Origin of the sequence: Streptomyces sp. NBC_00154 (genome assembly GCF_026342835.1) — a bacterium.
Classification (GTDB): Bacteria; Actinomycetota; Actinomycetes; order Streptomycetales; family Streptomycetaceae; genus Streptomyces.
Genome location: NZ_JAPEMI010000001.1, coordinates 5,533,346 through 5,550,879, shown reverse-complemented (window position 1 = coordinate 5,550,879; position 17,534 = coordinate 5,533,346). Strand labels below are relative to the sequence as shown.

The window sequence follows — 17,534 nt, the reverse complement described above, 5'->3', positions numbered from 1 at the left end:
CGGAACCGCGGCGGGCTCCCCCGTACCAGCCATGGAGGAGCACTCCGATGCATCTGCCCCGATCCCCGCGGCGCAGAACCGCCGCGTGGGCTGCGGCCGCGATCACGGCCACAGCCGCACTGTCCGGCCCCGCACCCGCGTTCGCACAGTCTGCGGCGGACCCGAGCCCCGTCACCGCCAAGGTCGACTCCGCCGTTCTCGACACTGTCGCGAAGGGCAAGGAGTCGACCTTTTTCGTCGTCCTCAAGAGCCAGGCGGACCTGTCCGCGGCCAAGGGCAAGAAGTCCCACGCGGCAAAGGCGAAGTCGGCGTTCGCCTCGCTGCGCAGTGAGGCGAAGAACAGCCAGAAGCCGCTGCAGTCCTTCCTCGACAAGGAGAAGATCGGTTACCGGTCGTACTGGATCGCCAATGCGCTCAAGGTGACCGGCGGTGAGAACCTCGTCGACGCCCTGGCGAAGCGCCCTGATGTGGCGAGCATCGTCAAGGAGCACACCTACAAGCTCGACCGGACCGAGTCGAAGTCGACCGACGCCGCCACCGACGCCGACACCACCGCCGCCGAGTGGGGCGTCCAGGACATCAAGGCCGACCAGGTCTGGGACCAGTACGACGACCGTGGTGAGGGCATCGTCATCGCCAACGTCGACTCGGGGGTCCAGTACGACCACCCGGCGCTCGTCGGCAACTACCGTGGCAACAACGGCGACGGCTCCTTCACGCACGACTACAACTGGTACGACCCGACGGGCCAGTGCACGACGTCGGCGCCCTGCGACAACAACGGCCACGGCACGCACACCATGGGCACCATGGTGGGCGCCGGCGGTGTCGGTGTCGCGCCCGGCGCCAAGTGGATCGCCGCCAAGGGGTGTGAGTCCAGCTCCTGTTCGGACTCCTCACTGCTCGCGGCAGGCCAGTGGATCCTCGCGCCGACCGACCACACCGGTCAGAACCCGCGTCCCGACCTCGCCCCCGACATCGTCAACAACTCCTGGGGCGGCGGTGACACGACCTTCTACCAGGACATCGTCGAGGCGTGGAACGCGGCCGGGATCTTCGAGGCGTTCGCCTCCGGCAACGACGGCGACGGCGTGACCTGCTCGACCGGCCACGCGCCGGGCTCGCAGGCGCCCGCGTACGGCGTCGGCGCCTATGACTCGGCCGGGAAGATAGCAAGTTTCTCCGGCTTCGGCCCGTCCAGGCTCGACGGATCGGCCAAGCCGAACATCTCGGCGCCGGGTGTCGACGTCCGCTCCACGTGGCCCGGCAACACGTACAGGTCGATATCCGGTACGTCGATGGCCACGCCGCACGTCGCGGGCGCCGTCGCTCTGCTGTGGTCGTCCGCCCCCTCCCTCATCGGCGACATCGACGCGACCCGCGCCCTGCTCGACGAGGCTGCGCGCGATGTCGACGACACGCACTGCGGCGGCACCGCCGGCATGAACAACGTCTGGGGCGAGGGCAAGCTCGACATCTACGCCTCCGTCGACGCCGCCCCGCACACGGCGGCCGTCGTCACCGGCAGGATCACGGACAGAGCGAACGGCTCCGCGCTCTACGGCGTCACCGTGAAGGCCTCCGGATCCACCTCGACCCGCTCCGTGACGACGTCGGCGGACGGCTCCTACCGGCTTACCCTGCCGGCGGGCTCGTACGACTTCGCCCTCAGCGGGTACGGCTACGCGAACGGCACCGAGTCCGGTGTCACGGTCGTCACCGGCGAACAGGTCACCAAGGACTTCACGTTGGACGCGGTCGCCTCGCACGCCGTGTCCGGCACCGTCCTCGACGTCACCGGAAAACCCCTCGCCAAGGCAACCGTCCAGGTCGCCGGCACTCCGGTCGCCTCGGTCACCACGGACGCCGGCGGACACTTCGACCTGCCGAAGGTGGCCGAGGGTTCCTACACCCTGACCGCCGCGCCCGCAGCGCCCGTGCTGTGCAACGGCATCTACAGCGGCAAGCTGACCGTGGACGGTGACGAGTCACTGACCGCCCGGGCGCCCGCCCGCAGCGACACCGCAGGCAACAGCTGCACCCCGGCGACGTACTCCTGGATCAGCGGCAGCAGCAAGGTCGCGCTGAGCGGTGACGAGGACGCGAAGACCGTCTCGCTGCCCTTCCCGGTGAAGCTGTACGGCGTCTCCTACTCCAGCGCAAGCGTCACCACCAACGGTCTGATCAACTTCCTGGAACCGCGGCTCGGTGACTACGACAACGTCGCGCTGCCGTCGGCCGACAAGCCCAACGGCACTGTGGCCGCCTTCTGGGACGACCTGACCCTGGACAAGAAGTCCAGCGTGCAGACGGCGACCACGGGCAGCGCGGGCAGCCGCAGGTTCGCGGTCGTCTGGAACAACGCCGCCTTCGCCGGCAACACCTCGGCCCGTGTCTCCTTCGAGGCCGTCTTCGACGAGGTCACCGGCGCCGTCACCCTCCAGTACCAGGGCCTGTCCACCGCCTCGCCCGAGAACGGCGCGAGCGCGACCGTCGGCATCGAGAACCAGGCCGGCACCGACGCCCTGCAGTACTCCTTCGACCAGCCGGTCCTCAAGGACCGGTCCGCCATCCGCATCGCGCAGGGGACCAAGTGATGAGAACCAACTCCCGACGAGCGCTGCGGCTCGCCTCCGCGCTGGTCGCGGCCGGTCTGGCGCTGAGCGCCGCGCCGCCCGCACTGGCCGACGACGGCAGCAGCCTGCTCACCCTCACGGACAGCCAGGCCGAGCGGCTGGCGGACCACGCCCGGCTGAACGCCTACGCGGACGCCGACCGCGAGAGCGTCGACCCGCAGGGCGCGACCGAAGGTTCCGGCACCTCCGGAGCCGGCCAGGACACGGACCAGGGCGCGGGCTCCCACCTCGACGAAGGCACCGGCACGGACGCCGGTGGCGACGGTGCCGTGACCGTCTCCCCGAAGTCGACGGTGGAAGGCGTGCGCGGTCTGGCCGCCACCGTCCCCGCCGGTGGCGGGAACGGCGACTACTTCACCCTCCACAGTCTCGGCAGCGTCCAGCGCAGCAAGGCCGACGGCACGCCCCTGTGGCGGCGCGACAACGCCTCGCTGTACGCGGACTGGGGGGTCAAGAACTCCCGGCCCTGGCAGACCGAGCCCTACCCCGCACGCATCGTCATGGGCTACAACGCGGTGAGCCCGTTCACGCCCGCGTCCGACCAGGGGTACGTGACCGGCGACCTGACCGGTGACGGCGTGGACGACGTGGTGTTCTCGGCGAGCGTGGGTGTGTCCCCGTACCGCCCGTTCACCTCTCCCGGCTCCTCGCTGGCCAACGGCACCTTCGTCACGGTCCTCGACGGCAGGACCGGCAGGACTCTGTGGTCGAAGCTGTACGCGTACGCCTACAACGTGAAGCTCGTCGGCAGGACGCTCGTCGTCACGGACGCGCCGTACTACAACCTCAACTCCCCTGCCGCCGCCACCGCCACGGTGTCGGGCATCCGCTTCTCGTACGCCGACGGGGCCCTGACCCCGTCCGGCACCTGGACGTACGACACGGGCGTGCGCTCCGGGACGGCGTGGGGAGCCCTGGAGGACCTCGGCGGCGGACTGGTCGCCGCGTCGTACAACCAGCGCAGAACCGCGACCGCCGCAGGGCGCGGCCGCACCCTGGTGCTCGACACCGAGGACGGCGCCGTCAAGTGGCAGACGGACAGCGCCCTCTACTCGCGTCAGCTGCACCTGGACACCACGCGCGGACGGCTCGTGGCCCTGGAGCAGTCCGACCCCACCGACGGCGTGAAGTACGAGCTGGACTCGTACTCCCTGGCCGACGGCAAGCGCACCACGCTCGACACCCGGATCAACGCGGTGCCCACCGACATGGCGATCGGTGACCTGCGGGACGACCGGAAGCCCGAGTACGTGGTCAGCGAGTCCACGCTCAGCCCGACGTTGTACATCAACGCCAACACGGTCCGGGTCGTGGACGGCACGGACCCCGGCACCCTGCTGTGGTCCTCCACCGTCAAACGCGACGCCGACAACAGCCATGACGGGCCGAGCACCTGGAGCCTCGACGTCGTCGACGGCAACCTCGTGACAGCCGCCCAGGACGACACCGGAATGAACACCGCCGAGAACCCCGGGGGCGGACAGTACGCCTCGCTCACCGTGTTCTCCGGCAGCGGCGACATGCGCTGGCAGGAGAAGGGCATCGGCGCCTCGCCGATGTTCAGCCAGGTCTACCGCGACGGGGCCGGCCGGCACGTCCGCACCGTCGACCAGAACCAGAACATCCGCACCTACGGCTTCGGCAACGGCAAGCAGCAGAGCCTCCTGCCGCTCCAGGGCGACCTGTGGTCCGCGCAGTCGGCCGACATCGACGGCGACAAGAAGAACGACCTGGTCGTCGGTGGCAAGTCCGACGGCGTGTGGGCGTACTCGGGTCCGTCGCTGACAGCAGGCAAGCCCGAGCTGCTGTGGAAGGCCACCGTCCCGGGGCAGGTGCACCGGATCGAGAAGGGCGATGTCAACGGCGACGGCCACGACGACTTCGTGGTGGCCGCGGACACGGCCGTCGCGGTCATCGACGGACGCAACGGCAAAGTCATCGAACGCATCGACGGGAACGGGCAGTTCGTCCGCTCCGTGACGGTCGCCGACCTCGACGGCGACCAGCGCGCCGACATCGTCGTGCCGACCGACAAGCTGCGCGCCTACCGCGGCAGCGGCTCGGCACTGTGGACGTACGCGGCGCCCGCGAGCGCGGGCGGCGTCGTGTTCGGCGACCCCGCCGTGGGCGAGGGCCGGGTGTACGCGCAGTACTCGAGCACCGACTCCTTCCAGAAGGACTCGCCCGCGGTCGACGGTGTCGCGCTCGACGCCAAGAAGGGCACCGTACGCTGGACCGCCGCACCCAAGGCCCCGGCCGAGAGCGTGGACGGCAAGCTGTACGGCGCCGGCCTGAACCACGGCGTCTTCACCTCGCCGGAGATCCCGTACGCCGACGGGCACGCGGTCGTCTACACCTGGTTCTCCGCCACCTCGACGACGGCCGAGGGCGCGCCGGACGGCTCAAGCCTGCGCGCCGTGGTCGAGATCCGCGACAGCCGCACCGGTGAGGTCCTCCACCACGGCGTCGCCGGAGGCCCCTGGAACGTAGGCAGCTACTTCACCGGGCCCGAGGGGCTGGTCCTCACGGGGACCGCGTCGTTCCGCACGTACGCGGCGGGCGGCCGGGACTACCGGCTATTCACTCTGCCTTCGGTGGAGACCGGCGGGTTCCTCACCGGGCCGGGCGGACGCCGCCTGCTCGTCGGCGGCGCCCAGTCCGGCGCTTACCTGTACGACCCGTCCGTTCTGACCGCGGAGGACGACTACCCGGACGACGTGGGTCACAACACCTACCTCGGCGCCAGAGAGTACTTCTCCGGCGACCTGGACGGTGACGGCGTCGACGAGGTCGTCAATCTCGGCTTCGACGAAACGGGCTTCGACCGCATGACCGAACTGCTGGGCGGCCGGTATCTGCAGCAGTTCACCGCCATCTCCCGGCTGACGGTGTCCACGCTCTCCTGACGGACACCTCGCCCCGCAGGCCTCCCGGACGTCCGTTCGGGGGGCCTGTGGTGTGTCCGAAGAGGGGAGTTAAAGTGCGCCCCTATGGGTGCGGAAGACACGAACCACAGCACGGAGCCCACTCCTCCGCTCCTGCGACTGCACCTTTTCGGCGGGTTCCGGGTGACTCGCGACGGCGGGCCCCCGCTCGCCGACAAATGGCCCCGCCCCAGCGCCCGCGCCCTCGTGAAACTCCTCGCCGTCTCCCCCGGCCACAGCCTCCACCGTGAGCAGGCCATGGAGATCTGCTGGCCGGACTCCGACGCCCAGGCCGCGCTCGGCAGTCTGCGGGTCGCGCTGCACGCGGCCCGCCGCGCCATCGAGCCGGAGCTGGCCCCCCGCGCCTCCTCGTCCTATCTGACCGGCGAAGGCACCCTGCTGCGGCTCGATCCGCACACCGTGGTGATCGACGCCGATCAGGCCGCGAACCTCGCCGAACAAGCCCTGACCGGGGGTTCGACGGAGGCGCTGACCGCCGCACTCGCCGCGTTCACCGGCGAGCTGCTGCCCGAGGACCGGTACGCGCCCTGGGCCGAGGCCCGGCGCGAGGAGCTCTCCGCGATGTGCGACCGGGTACGGCTGGCGCTCGCCGAGGCCCATCTCGCGGACGGCGAGACCGAACTGGCCACCGAGGTGGCGCTGCGTGCCGTGGCCGCCGCGCCGGCCGAGGAGCGTGCCCACCGGGTGCTGATCGACGCCTACTTGCGCCAGGGCCTTCGCCGGCAGGCCGTGCGCCAGTACCACCTGTGCCGGGAGGCGCTCGACGCCGAACTCGGCGTACGGCCCGGCCCGGCGACCGAGCAGCTGTATCTGCTGGCGCTGGACGCGTCCACGGCCGTGATTCCCGCCGCCTCCGTGCCCGTTCTTCCGGCTGCGATACGCACCTCGCCCGGCCCGCCGCTGCGGGGCCGGTCCGACGAACTCGGCGTGCTGCTGGCCGCCGACGGTCCTCCGGTGCGGCTCGTCGGCGGCGAGGCCGGGGTGGGCAAGACGCGGCTGACGGCAGAGGCGGCCCGCCGGGCTGCCGAGGCCGGGACGGCCGTGCTGTGGGGCGCGGGCCACGACGCGGAGGGGCACACCCCGTACGGCGTCTTCGTCGAGGCGCTGGATGCCTGGCTGGCCGACCGGCCGTCCGCCGAACGGGCCAGGATCGGCGGCGAATACCCCGAACTCGCCTCGCTCCTGCCCACGTTGGGGCAGATCGGGGCGGGTGCGGAGCGCAGTCCCGAAGAGCAGCGCGACCGGTTGTTCCGGGCCACGGCCGGGCTGCTCGGCGATCTGGCGGCGGCCGGACCCGTCCTGCTGGTGCTGGACGATCTGCATGCCGCCGACACGGGGTCGTACCAGCTGCTGAGCCATCTGGCCCGGCGGGCGTCGGCCACAGGAGCCGCGTGGCGTTTCGTCGTCACGTACCGCGCGGAGGAGTTCGACGGGACGGACCCGCGCCGTGCCTCACTGGAAGCTCTGTCCCGACAAGGGCTCGCCCACTCAATGGAGTTGGGACGACTGGGACGCGAGGAGTGTCTGGCCGTCGCGGAGGACGCGGGTGCCAGGACCGGTCTCGACCGGGTCTGGGAGCTCTCGCTCGGCAATCCGCTGTTCGCCCTGGAACTCGCCCGCTCCGCTCAGGACGGCGCGGACACCGCGGGGCTGAGCGCCCCGGAGGGCGTCCGTCAGCTGGTGACCGCTCGCCTTGCGCGGCTCGGGCCCGCGGCACGCCGGGTCGTCGAGGCCATCTCCGTGGCCGGCGGCGGTGCCGCGCTGGGCGAGATCCTGGATGTGGCGGAGCACGGCCTGCATCCGCCGCTCTCGTCCGCCGAGGCGACCGACGCCGTGGATGCGGCGGTCGCCGCCTCGGTGGTGGCGGAACGGCCGGTGGTGGTCGGTGGCCGGCCGCTGCCCGGCCTCGCCTTCCGCCACCCGCTGGTGCGACTGACCTGTTACGACGGGCTGTCCGCCGCGCGCCGCCGACAGCTGCACTCGGCGTACGCGGAGGCAGTGCTGAGGCGGCGCCCCGACGCCGTCGACACGCTGGCCTCGCATCTGACCCGGGCCGACGACCCACGTGCCACCCAGTACCTGCGGCAGGCCGCCGAACGCGCCGCGGCCCTCTGCGCCAATGACACCGCCGACCGCTACTACGCCCAACTGACCGCCCGGCTCGACGCGATGGCCGCCGATGCGGCGCAGGCCCGGATCGACCGGGGGGCCGTCCTGCGCCGGATGGCCCGGTACCAGGAGGCGGCCACCGTACTGCGCGAGGCGCTGGCGGACATGGTCCGGCGCGGCGACGAGGACGGCCAGGTGCTGGCCGCGGCCCGGCTGACCGAGGTGCTGGCGAAGCATCGCGGCACCGACGAGGGCGAGGAGCTGCTGCGTACGTACCCCCCGGGCCCGCACACCCCTGCGCCCACCACCGCGACGCACCATCTGGCAGCGGCGGTCGTGCGGTTCGTGGGCGGCCGGTACGAGGCCGCGCACGCCTCTGCCCAGAGGGCGCAGGAGGCCGCCGAGGCGGTGCGGGGCGGCGAACGCCGGGGGCTGCTGGCCAGGTCCCTGGGGAGCCAGGCGACCGCGCTCGGCCTCGCGGGCCGGTTCGCGCAAGCCCGCGCCGCGGCCGATCTGGCGCTGCCGCATGCCGAGGCGTACGGGGACCAGGAACTGCTGGTCACCATCCTCTCGGTGCTGCGGGAACACGCGCGCCGGTCCGGCCGGCTCGGCGAAGCGGTCTCCATCGGCCGGCAGGCACTGAGCCTGGCCGAGCACACCGGCGATCCGACAACGGTGGCCTTCGAGCGCGCCAATCTGGCCGAACTGCATCTGCTGCTCCGTGAGTTCGCCGAGGCACGGGAACAGGCCGAGGCAGCCGTCCGGGATGGCGAACCGAGTCCCGCCTGGTGCACCCCGTACGCTCTGGCCGCTCTGGCCCGCGTCCGGATCAGAACCGGTGAGCCCGGTGCGGCGGAACTGCTGGCGCAGGCGGGGCGGACCGCCGAGGCGCAGCGCGACCGGCAGGCCGTGCACGAGGTGCGGACGGCGGACGCCGAACGCCTGGTGCGCGAGGGCCGCCCGCAGGAAGCCCTCGCTCTGCTGGCCGACGACAGCGACCCGTCGGCGGCGCCTCTGCTCGCCTGGGCGGAACTGCTGTCGGGTCACCCGGAGCGGGCGGCGCGGCGGGCGGCGGCGGAGACGCTGCGGGCGGCGCGGGTCGGCGAGCGGCTGTCGGAGACCGGGTCCCGCACGGTGCATGCCGCCGCGCTCGCGGCGCTGGGCCGCGAGCGGGCGGCTCACGAGGAGTTCGAGCGGGCGGCGACCCTGGCCAGGGGACTCCCCTATCCGGCGGGTGCGTTCACGGTGGACGAGGCCGCCGGGACGGACTGGACCGCCCGCTCCGCACCCCCCGGCTGACCAGCGGTCCGCTGCCGCGGTGACGACTGCCGTCAGGCGAGCTCCGCGGGCTCCGCGCCCGGACGCTCGAACTGGGTGCGGTACAGCTCCTCGTACCGGCCGCCGGACGCGAGAAGTTCCTCGTGGGTGCCCCGCTCCAAGACCTGCCCGTTCTCCACGACAAGGATGAGATCCGCCGTCCGCACGGTGGAGAGCCGGTGGGCGATCACCACCGCGGTGCGTCCCTGGAGGGCTTCGGCCAGTGCCTCCTGGACGGCCGCTTCGGAGGTGTTGTCCAGATGGGCGGTGGCCTCGTCGAGGATGACGACGCGCTGGCGGGCCAGCAGCAGCCGGGCGATGGTCAGCCGCTGGCGTTCGCCACCGGAGAGTCGGTATCCGCGTTCACCGACGACGGTGTCGAGCCCGTCGGGGAGTGAGGCGACCAGGCCGTCCAGGCGTGAGCGGCGCAGAGCGTCCCAGAGGTCCTCCTCGGTGGCTTCGGGGCGGGCGAGGAGGAGGTTGGCGCGGACCGACTCGTGGAAGAGGTGACCGTCCTGGGTGACCATGCCGAGCGTGTCGCGCAGCGTGTCGGCGGACAGGTCGCGTACGTCGATGCCGCCGATGCGTACGGCACCCTCGTCCGTGTCGTACAGCCGGGGCAGCAGCTGCGCGATCGTCGATTTGCCCGCGCCGGACGATCCGACGAGAGCCACCGTCTGGCCGGGTTCGGCGCGGAAGGAGACGCCGCGCAGCACTTCGGTGCCGCCGCGGGTGTCCAGAGTGGCGACGTCTTCGAGCGAGGCGAGGGAGACCTTGTCGGCGGACGGGTAGCCGAAGCGTACGTCGTCGAATTCCACGGACACCGGCCCCTCCGGGACCGCCCGTGCGTCCGGCTTCTCCTCGATGAGCGGCTTGAGGTCGAGGACCTCGAAGACCCGCTCGAAACTGACGAGCGCGCTCATCACCTCGACGCGTGCCCCGGCGAGGGCGGTCAGCGGCGCGTACAGCCGGGTCAGCAGCAGGGCGAGAGCGACCACCGCTCCGGCATCCAGTTGGCCGCGCAGGGTGTAGTACCCGCCGAGCCCGTAGACGAGGGCCAGCGCCAGCGCCGATACGAGGGTGAGCGCCGTGATGAACGCGGACTGGGCCATGGCCGTACGGACGCCGATGTCACGCACTCTGCCCGCCCTGGCGGCGAATTCCGCGGATTCGTCGGCGGGCCTGCCGAAGAGCTTGATCAAGGTGGCGCCGGGCGCGGAGAAGCGCTCGGTCATCCGGGTTCCCATCGCCGCGTTGTGGGCGGCGGCCTCCCGCTGGAGTCTCGCCATCCGCACGCCCATCCGGCGTGCGGGCAGCACGAACACCGGCAGCAGGACCAGCGCCAGTGCGGTGATCTGCCAGGAGATGCTGAGCATCACGCCGAGGGTGAGAAGGAGGGTGACGACGTTGCTGACGACGCCCGACAGGGTGTTGCTGAAGGCGCGCTGGGCGCCGATCACGTCGTTGTTGAGGCGGCTGACGAGCGCGCCGGTGCGGGTGCGGGTGAAGAACGCGATCGGCATGCGCTGCACATGGTCGAAGACCGCGGTGCGCAGATCGAGGATGAGTCCCTCACCGAGGTTGGCCGAGAGCCAGCGGCCGACCAGCCCGAGTCCGGCCTCCGCGACGGCGATCACGGCGATCAGCACGGCCAGCCGCGTGACGGTGCCCGCCTCCTTGCCGGTCACGATCGCGTTCACGACGCCTCCGGCGAGCACGGGGGTGGCGACGGCGAGCAGCGCCGTCGCCACGCTCAGTACCAGGAACAGGGCGACCCGGCGCCGGTGCGGACGGGCGAACGCGGCGATGCGCCGCAGGGTGTTCCGGTCGAAGGGGCGTCGGTCCTGCTGCGCGTTCATGACGTTGTGGAGCTGCGTCCACGCGGTGGCTTCCATGCTCATGGGAAGACCGTACGACCTCCACCGGACTTGAGGTCAACGCCCGGGTTCGACCGCTGCCCCGGCACCCCTGGAGGGTGCCCGCACTGCCCGCACAGTCCCGCCCGGCCCGCGACACACTCCCGGGCCTACGGCGGGACTCCGCCGGCATCTTCTAGACGCAACGCCGTGACTCTGTTGGTGATCTTGTGGGGGTCAGGTGACGGCGGTGCAGAGGGCGTGGAAGTGGCTGGGTGCTCGCCGGGGGCGCGTAGGGTCGGCGATCCAGTCGGTGATGCGGGTGACGTTGCAGGCCAGGCCGGTCAGTACGTGCTGGACGTGCGTCTTGGGCAGGCCTCGGTAGCGTGTCCGGCGCAGGCCGCAGGTGCGGACGTTCTGGGAGAGGGTGGCTTCGATGCCGGCGCGGATCGCGTAGCGGCGCTGCCAGTCTTCGGTGCGCTGGTCGAGGCGGTTGCGCTGCTGGATCTCGTGCAGTTCGCGGGTGGGCAGCAGTGCGAGCGAGCGCGGACCACTGACCGCCTTGGTGCACTGGGGTCGGACGGGGCAGGCCAGGCAGGTGGCCTTGTCGAACTTGACCTGGATGTAGTTGTGGCCGCTGATGTGCAGGGGACGCCACTCGCGGCTGACGGTGCCCTGGGGGCAGGTGGCCTGGCAGCGGTCCCAGTCGATGGCGAAGGCGGCCTTGTCGAAGCCGGCCCCGCTTTTGGCCTGGTGGCTGTGGTCGGGCACGACCGGGCCGAGCAGGGTGATGCTGTGTACCCGGTGAGCGCGTTCAATCTGCGCGGGGCTGATGTAGGCGGCGTCGACGGCGTGCTCGGCCGGGATGAGGCCGACCTGGGCCAGATCGTCGTGGATCTGGGCGGTGAGTTCGCCGTCCTGGACCGGGGCGATCGTGGTGGCCACATGCACGACCACCTCCGGCAGGTCTGACGTGCACGTCTCGGTGAAGTGAGTGCGGTAGCCGGACCAGGCGGTGTCACGTTTGACGCAGTAGTGCGCGTCGGTGTCGTACGGGGAGTCGAACCGCAGCGATGCCGGAGGCAGCGCGTGTCCGTCGCGCCAGCGCAGCCGCCCGCGGGTATCCCAGACGTAGTGGTGCACCCAGACCTGGCGCAGGATTTCCACCTGCGCCAACGCCCGGAGCTGGGGAGGGGCGTCGGCCGCCCACGCGGCGGCCAGGACCTTGTGTCCGTCCCGGCCGAAGGTCTCGGCCAGCGCGGTGACCCCGGCCTTCCCGCCGGGCACCTTGCCGATCTCGATCTTGCGCCCGTAGCGCTTGTCCCACTCCGGCTCGACCAGCGGCAGCAGCCAGTCCGGGTCCGCCTGGGCGAGCTGCTCGAGGGCGGCCCGCAGGCTCTCGCCGACCAGCTCCAGCCGGCTGAGCGTGCGCACCGCCGCAAGCACATGGGTCGCATCCGTGCGTTGCCGACCGCCGGATTTAAGCAGCCCGGCCTCGGTCAGCCGATGCAGCATCACTCGCAGCAGCCGGTCGGCCGCGTCGTCCTGGGCCAGCCTGGCCCGGAACTCGCACAGCACCGAGTGGTCGAAGCCGGGATCGTTCAACTCCAGGCCCAGGGCGTACTTCCAGTCGATCCTGGTGCGGACCGCGTTCGCGGCCGCGCGGTCCGAGAGGTTCTCCGCGAACTGCAGCACCGACACCAGCGCCAACTGCCCAGGTGACAGTCCCGGACGACCGTCCTTCGGATACAGGTCAGCGAACTCGCCGTCCTCGAACACCACATCCAGCCGGTCCCGTATCAGCATCGCCGGCGTGCCCTTCGGACACGCCGCCCACGCCGTCACCATTGTCCGCGTCGGTATGCGCTGGAAACTCCTGGCCCGCAAGGACATCTCCGCCCCTCTCCCCGAAACCACCCCGCTCCACTCCAGCGAACCGCCGAACGGACGACCTGTCAGCACCCCACACAAGATCGCCAACAGAGTCACGCCGTTCAGTTAGGCGTGGGGGCTGTGTGTCAAGGCCGGTGAACGAGGCAGCGGAGCTGCTGTAGAAGAGGTTTGTCCTCCAAGACATCCTCACCACAGGAGCTCCGCTGTTGGAACAGGCTGCCATAACAAGGACGGTCAAGGTAGCGGCCGGGGTGTTCGCGCCTGGCCATATCGGCGAGCTGACCCGGATCGTGCCGTTCGAGATGGTCGATGACGTGCTGGCGGCGACCGGGACCTTTCAGCGGCGGGTCCGGCTGGTACCGGCGCGAGTCACGGTGTATCTGCTGCTGGCCGGGGCGTTGTTCGCTGAGCTGGGCTATCGGCAGGTTTTCGACCGGTTGTGCGCCGGTCTGGCGGGCCTGGCGCCCGCCAGACCGAGCGGCAGCGCGTTACGACAGGCCCGCCAGCGTCTGGGGGCCGCGCCGTTGAAGGCACTGTTCAATCTGGTCCGCGGCCCGGTGGCCACGACGGCGGCGGCGACGAGGTGGCGCGGGCTGCTGGTGGTGGCGGTCGACGGCACGCTGCTGTCGGTGCCGGACGCCCCGGCGAATCTCGCCGTGTTCTCCAAACAGCGGTGCAACAGCGGGGCTGGGGGCTATCCGCAGATCCGGCTGACTGCACTGGTGGCCTGCGGGACCCGGGCGGTGATCGGGGCGGCGTTCGGCCCGGCCACCACCGGCGAGCTGGAATACGCCAGCCGTCTGACCGGCGATCTGCGCCCCGGGATGCTGCTCCTGGGCGACCGGAACTTTGCCGCCGCAGACCTGCTGAACCGCTTCGCCGCCACAGGCGCGCATCTACTGGTTCGGTGCAAGTCCGGTCGGAAACTGCCGCCGGTGGCCCGCTGCGGCGACGGAACCTTCCTTGCCCGGCTCGGCGCGCTGACCGTCCGGGTGATCGACGCCGAGATCAGCATCGCCACCTCCCAAGGCGTCCGTATCGGCCACTACCGGCTGCTGACCACTCTCACCGACCCGTCGGCGCACCCAGCCTGCGAACTCATCCGGCTCTACCACGAACGCTGGGAGATCGAGACGGCCTACGCGGAGCTGAAATCCACGATCCTGGGCGGGCGGGTCCTGCGCGCCCGCACCCCGGCCGGGGTCGAGCAGGAGGTCTGGGCGCTACTGGTCGCCTACCAGGCGCTGCGGACAGCGATGACGGATGCCACCGACAGCGTCCCGGGCACCGACCCGGACCGGGCCGGCTTCACCGTCGCGCTGTCCGCCGCCCGCGACCAGCTCATCCTGGCCGCGGGCATCATCGCGGACACCATCATCGACCTGGTCGGAGTCATCGGCCGCCACGTGCTGGCCCAACTCCTGCCCCAGCGGCGGGTCCGCACGAAAGACCGCATCGTCAAACGAGCGATCTCCAAGTACAACGCCCGCGGACCCGCCATCGACCGGACCACCTACAAGGCCACCATCAGCATCAACATGCTCACCACGGACCCTTGACGCCACCCACCCCCGCCCTAACTGAACGGCGTGACTCTGTTGGCGATCTTGTGTGGGGTGCTGACAGGTCGTCCGTTCGGCGGTTCGCTGGAGTGGAGCGGGGTGGTTTCGGGGAGAGGGGCGGAGATGTCCTTGCGGGCCAGGAGTTTCCAGCGCATACCGACGCGGACAATGGTGACGGCGTGGGCGGCGTGTCCGAAGGGCACGCCGGCGATGCTGATACGGGACCGGCTGGATGTGGTGTTCGAGGACGGCGAGTTCGCTGACCTGTATCCGAAGGACGGTCGTCCGGGACTGTCACCTGGGCAGTTGGCGCTGGTGTCGGTGCTGCAGTTCGCGGAGAACCTCTCGGACCGCGCGGCCGCGAACGCGGTCCGCACCAGGATCGACTGGAAGTACGCCCTGGGCCTGGAGTTGAACGATCCCGGCTTCGACCACTCGGTGCTGTGCGAGTTCCGGGCCAGGCTGGCCCAGGACGACGCGGCCGACCGGCTGCTGCGAGTGATGCTGCATCGGCTGACCGAGGCCGGGCTGCTTAAATCCGGCGGTCGGCAACGCACGGATGCGACCCATGTGCTTGCGGCGGTGCGCACGCTCAGCCGGCTGGAGCTGGTCGGCGAGAGCCTGCGGGCCGCCCTCGAGCAGCTCGCCCAGGCGGACCCGGACTGGCTGCTGCCGCTGGTCGAGCCGGAGTGGGACAAGCGCTACGGGCGCAAGATCGAGATCGGCAAGGTGCCCGGCGGGAAGGCCGGGGTCACCGCGCTGGCCGAGACCTTCGGCCGGGACGGACACAAGGTCCTGGCCGCCGCGTGGGCGGCCGACGCCCCTCCCCAGCTCCGGGCGTTGGCGCAGGTGGAAATCCTGCGCCAGGTCTGGGTGCACCACTACGTCTGGGATACCCGCGGGCGGCTGCGCTGGCGCGACGGACACGCGCTGCCTCCGGCATCGCTGCGGTTCGACTCCCCGTACGACACCGACGCGCACTACTGCGTCAAACGTGACACCGCCTGGTCCGGCTACCGCACTCACTTCACCGAGACGTGCACGTCAGACCTGCCGGAGGTGGTCGTGCATGTGGCCACCACGATCGCCCCGGTCCAGGACGGCGAACTCACCGCCCAGATCCACGACGATCTGGCCCAGGTCGGCCTCATCCCGGCCGAGCACGCCGTCGACGCCGCCTACATCAGCCCCGCGCAGATTGAACGCGCTCACCGGGTACACAGCATCACCCTGCTCGGCCCGGTCGTGCCCGACCACAGCCACCAGGCCAAAAGCGGGGCCGGCTTCGACAAGGCCGCCTTCGCCATCGACTGGGACCGCTGCCAGGCCACCTGCCCCCAGGGCACCGTCAGCCGCGAGTGGCGTCCCCTGCACATCAGCGGCCACAACTACATCCAGGTCAAGTTCGACAAGGCCACCTGCCTGGCCTGCCCCGTCCGACCCCAGTGCACCAAGGCGGTCAGTGGTCCGCGCTCGCTCGCACTGCTGCCCACCCGCGAACTGCACGAGATCCAGCAGCGCAACCGCCTCGACCAGCGCACCGAAGACTGGCAGCGCCGCTACGCGATCCGCGCCGGCATCGAAGCCACCCTCTCCCAGAACGTCCGCACCTGCGGCCTGCGCCGGACACGCTACCGAGGCCTGCCCAAGACGCACGTCCAGCACGTACTGACCGGCCTGGCCTGCAACGTCACCCGCATCACCGACTGGATCGCCGACCCTACGCGCCCCCGGCGAGCACCCAGCCACTTCCACGCCCTCTGCACCGCCGTCACCTGACCCCCACAAGATCACCAACAGAGTCACGGCGTTGCTTCTAGACGTCGAGCCCGGGGATGTCCTTCGGCAGGGGACAGATCCGGCGGCCGTAGTGGTCGAAGACGTACAGATGCGCGAGGTCGACCAGGAGCGGGACCTGCCCGCCGATGCGCAGCCGCATGTCGGGGCCGGTGCGGACGACCAGGTCGCCGGCCGTGATCGCGGGACGGTCGGGGGTGCGGGTGGCCGGCTGCCCACGGTCGGGTTCCGGATCGTCGAGGGCGACGACGGGGCCGCTGATATGGCCGGTGGCGCGCTCCCTCAGCCGTTCCAGTACGCCCACCCCACCGCCGGTTCCACTGCTGCCGGCGGCGCGGCGGCGGCGCTGGGCGATCCTGTCGGGTCGGGCCGATTCGAGGTCGGGCACCACGGCGGGCTGCGACCCCGTGTTGAGGTGGACCAGTGCCTCGTGCCCCTGGTACTCGACGTGTTCGACGATGCCGCTCAGCGCGACCTCGCCGGGGCGGGCCTGGCTGGGTGCAGCGATCCTCGCCGCCTCCGAGCGCAGTCCGACGATGATCTGGCGGCCCTGCTGGATGCGGAGCAACTGGTGGTCGGGGCTGAGCGGCTCGGGCAGTGGCAGCCGCTGGCGGCCCAGATCGATCGACATGCGCCCTTCGAGGGGGGCGTGGACGACGGCCTGGAGGAGGTTGATGCGCGGGGTACCGACGAACGCGGCGACGAAGACGTTCTCCGGCAGGGCGTAGACCTCGCGCGGCGGGCTGACCTGCTGGAGCCGTCCGCCGCGCATCACGGCGACCCGGTCGCCGAGGGACATCGCCTCGGCCTGATCATGCGTCACATAGACGGTGGTGACGCCCAACTCCCGGGTGAGTTGCGATATTTCGGCCCGCAGATGGTTGCGCAGCTTCGCGTCGAGATTGGAGAGCGGCTCGTCCATCAGAAATACCGATGGCCGACGCGAAATGGCCCGGCCCATGGCGACGCGCTGGCGCTCACCACCGGAGAGCTGACCCGGGTAACGGTCGAGGACGCTCTCGATGCCGAGCATCCTGGCCGTGTTCTCGACGCGAGCGGTGTGGTCCTGGCCGGGGTTCTCCAGCTTCAGCGGGAAGCCGATGTTGGCCCGGTTGGTCATGGTCGGGTAGAGCGCGAAGTTCTGGAACACCATGGCCATGCCGCGCTCGCGGGGCGCTATGTGGTTGGCCGGTTCGCCGTCGAGCAGCAGCTCGCCCTCGGTGATCTCCTCCAGGCCGGCGATCATGCGGAGCACGGTCGACTTGCCGCACCCCGAGGGGCCGAGCAGGACGACGAACTCGCCCGGGTCGATGGAGAGCGAGAAGCGGTCGACGGCACGCTGGGTCCGTCCGTACGCCTTGCTGACGTTGTGCAGGGAGATGGCGCGAGTCATGTGTGGGTCCGCCCGGGAGGATGGTG

At 71.0% G+C, this 17,534-nt stretch carries 10 protein-coding genes; 6 read left to right on the top strand and 4 right to left on the bottom strand.

What is annotated here, in order from left to right; genetic code table 11:
- The first annotated feature begins 47 nt into the window (after window positions 1–47).
- The 3 genes from OHA03_RS24850 to OHA03_RS24840 all read left to right on the top strand — a co-directional run bounded on the left by OHA03_RS24850 (window position 48) and on the right by OHA03_RS24840 (window position 8,989).
- The gene (locus OHA03_RS24850; RefSeq protein WP_267005993.1) at window positions 48–2,597 is read left to right on the top strand and encodes a S8 family serine peptidase; all 2,550 of its coding nucleotides are present in this window, start codon (window positions 48–50) and stop codon (window positions 2,595–2,597) included.
- On the top strand, window positions 2,597–5,542 hold the full coding sequence (locus OHA03_RS24845) for a VCBS repeat-containing protein (protein WP_267005992.1): 2,946 nt from the start codon (window positions 2,597–2,599) through the stop codon (window positions 5,540–5,542). The genes OHA03_RS24850 and OHA03_RS24845 overlap by 1 nt, the downstream gene beginning before the upstream one ends.
- Before the next feature lie 84 nt (window positions 5,543–5,626).
- Window positions 5,627–8,989, top strand: coding sequence for an AAA family ATPase (locus tag OHA03_RS24840; RefSeq protein WP_267005991.1), 3,363 nt, complete (start codon window positions 5,627–5,629; stop codon window positions 8,987–8,989).
- A gap of 32 nt (window positions 8,990–9,021) precedes the next feature.
- Here the strand turns inward: OHA03_RS24840 and OHA03_RS24835 are convergent, their stop codons facing one another.
- On the bottom strand, window positions 9,022–10,908 hold the full coding sequence (locus OHA03_RS24835; RefSeq protein ID WP_267005990.1) for an ABC transporter ATP-binding protein: 1,887 nt from the start codon (window positions 10,906–10,908) through the stop codon (window positions 9,022–9,024).
- 192 nt (window positions 10,909–11,100) lie between these two features.
- Window positions 11,101–12,669, bottom strand: coding sequence for an IS1182 family transposase (locus tag OHA03_RS24830; RefSeq protein ID WP_267004641.1), 1,569 nt, complete (start codon window positions 12,667–12,669; stop codon window positions 11,101–11,103).
- Between the two features lie 7 nt (window positions 12,670–12,676).
- On the opposite strand from OHA03_RS24830, the gene OHA03_RS24825 reads away from it, so the two are divergent.
- Both OHA03_RS24825 and OHA03_RS24820 read left to right on the top strand, forming a co-directional pair.
- Complete coding sequence (locus OHA03_RS24825) at window positions 12,677–12,865, top strand: hypothetical protein (RefSeq protein WP_267004640.1); 189 nt, start codon at window positions 12,677–12,679, stop codon at window positions 12,863–12,865.
- 97 nt (window positions 12,866–12,962) lie between these two features.
- Window positions 12,963–14,315: an IS4 family transposase gene (locus OHA03_RS24820; protein WP_267005989.1), complete on the top strand. Its 1,353-nt coding sequence runs from the start codon at window positions 12,963–12,965 to the stop codon at window positions 14,313–14,315.
- A gap of 17 nt (window positions 14,316–14,332) precedes the next feature.
- On the opposite strand, the gene OHA03_RS24815 is transcribed toward OHA03_RS24820, so the two are convergent.
- Window positions 14,333–14,521, bottom strand: a complete 189-nt coding sequence (locus OHA03_RS24815) for a hypothetical protein (RefSeq protein WP_267004640.1) — start codon at window positions 14,519–14,521, stop codon at window positions 14,333–14,335.
- Between the two features lie 7 nt (window positions 14,522–14,528).
- Between OHA03_RS24815 and OHA03_RS24810 the strand changes: the two genes are divergently transcribed.
- Window positions 14,529–16,097 carry an IS1182 family transposase gene (locus OHA03_RS24810; protein ID WP_267004641.1) on the top strand — a complete coding sequence of 523 codons (1,569 nt, stop codon included), beginning with the start codon at window positions 14,529–14,531 and terminating at the stop codon, window positions 16,095–16,097.
- Between the two features lie 37 nt (window positions 16,098–16,134).
- On the opposite strand, the gene OHA03_RS24805 is transcribed toward OHA03_RS24810, so the two are convergent.
- Window positions 16,135–17,508: an ABC transporter ATP-binding protein gene (locus OHA03_RS24805; protein ID WP_267005988.1), complete on the bottom strand. Its 1,374-nt coding sequence runs from the start codon at window positions 17,506–17,508 to the stop codon at window positions 16,135–16,137.
- Window positions 17,509–17,534: the final 26 nt, after the last annotated feature.